General features: G+C 70.1%; 3 protein-coding genes. 1 reads left to right on the top strand and 2 read right to left on the bottom strand.

Going from position 1 to position 1,482, the window contains the following annotated elements; genetic code table 11:
• Positions 1 to 156: 156 nt before the first annotated feature.
• Entirely contained in the window at positions 157 to 369 is a 213-nt protein-coding gene (locus ACWDA7_RS52865; protein WP_450615369.1) for a hypothetical protein, read from the bottom strand.
• Between the two features lie 103 nt (positions 370 to 472).
• Positions 473 to 943, bottom strand: a complete 471-nt coding sequence (gene ssb, locus ACWDA7_RS52860; protein WP_450615367.1) for a single-stranded DNA-binding protein — start codon at positions 941 to 943, stop codon at positions 473 to 475.
• A gap of 145 nt (positions 944 to 1,088) precedes the next feature.
• Between ssb and ACWDA7_RS52855 the strand changes: the two genes are divergently transcribed.
• On the top strand, positions 1,089 to 1,304 hold the full coding sequence (locus ACWDA7_RS52855) for a helix-turn-helix domain-containing protein (RefSeq protein ID WP_450615365.1): 216 nt from the start codon (positions 1,089 to 1,091) through the stop codon (positions 1,302 to 1,304).
• The last annotated feature ends 178 nt before the right edge of the window (positions 1,305 to 1,482 follow it).

Here is a 1,482-nt window from a genome sequence, read left to right as displayed (position 1 = left end):
GCGCAGTAGGACCGCAGGCACGGACAGCAACGCCCGGGTGGCCCGGTACAGCAGCGAGATGATCACTGGTGCAGCATCCCAGCCACCGTCGAGGGGTCTTGCACACGAGCTCCCACCTGCAGCGATGACTTTACGAGCCCCACACGCTCGGACGGGTCACTTGTACCGGTAGAGCTGGTGCAGCTGGAGGACGTCGGTCTGCCACCGGGCGCGGGCCGCGTCGCTGGGCACTTCCCGGCCGAGCCGCTGTCCCAGCCGCTGGTACAGAGCCGGGTCACTCGTGTCGGCCGCCGCGATGAGCGCTGTGAGGAGAGGTTCGTCGGCCGGGGTTGCCGCGTCGAGGTCGTCCAGGGGGAACGGCTGCTGCACGGGGACCACCTCGACGACGGGCGGGACGGCGATGCCGTCGCGATCTTCTGCTCATGTCACTCACCAACGACCACAGTCACGTCTGCGTGCCCGGCGGCCAGGATCAGAAAGGGTCCGGTTCGGCAGCCGGCTGACCCTGCGCCTGCCCGTTCTGCGGCGGCACACCTGGGGCGGCGGGGCCGGGCGCGCTCGCCGGTGTGCCGCCTTGGCGGTAGGTCTTGGTGACCTGGGCGCGTGCGTAGGCGAGGGAGATAGCAACCTCCTCGGCGTCGAGCTCCATGACGGTACGGCGCTGGCCTTCGTTGTCGTCGAAGGTGCGCTGCTTGAGCCGCCCGGTCACGATCACCCGTGCTCCCCGGGCCAGGCTCGCCGCCGCGTTCTCCGCCGCCGCCCGCCAGATCGAGCAGCGCAGGAACAGCGGCTCTCCGTCGACGAACTCGCTGCGCTCCCGGTCGAATGTGCGGGGAGTCGATGCCACCGTGAAGTTGGCCACCGGCAGTCCGGAGCCTGTGTGCCGCAGTTCCGGATCGGCGGTCAGATTGCCCACCACCGTCACCAGCGTCTCGCCCGCCATGCCTGCCGCCCTTCCACCGTGCCTGTTCCTGTACGGGCCCACCGTATCGGCGGGCAGTGACAGTTGGGCCGAACCGGTGGCCCCGCTCGGCCACCGCACGCGATCATGGCGGCATCTGATGTCCCTTCGAGAGGGGAAGTCCGCGATGTCCAGGAAGACACCGGCCCGCAAGCTGATGGCGGGACCGGCCCGCGACAAGGTCGCGGCCGAACTCAAGGCCCAGTACGAGAGCGGCACGTCCATTCGCGCCATCGCCAAAACCACGAACCGCTCCTACGGCAGCGTGCACCGCCTCCTCGCGGATGCCGGAGTGGTCTTCCGCTCCCGCGGCGGCGAGATGCGCAAGAAGACCAGCACCTGACCGGCGGCAGCACGGGAGACCTCGCCGCAGCCACCGGCGTTGAACCAGGCGCGGGCCGCCGGGCCGGACGGTCAGGTTGGGCCCCTTCACCAAATGCCTCCGAGGACGCCCCGGCCTTCAGGCCGGGGAGGAATCGGACCCCTGCGGAGCAGGGCAGGAAACGGGGTTTCGCCCCCAG

The organism is Streptomyces sp. NPDC001156, from assembly GCF_053598275.1.
The sequence above is the reverse complement of the archived record's forward strand: the minus strand, read 5'-3'. Positions and strand labels throughout refer to the sequence as shown.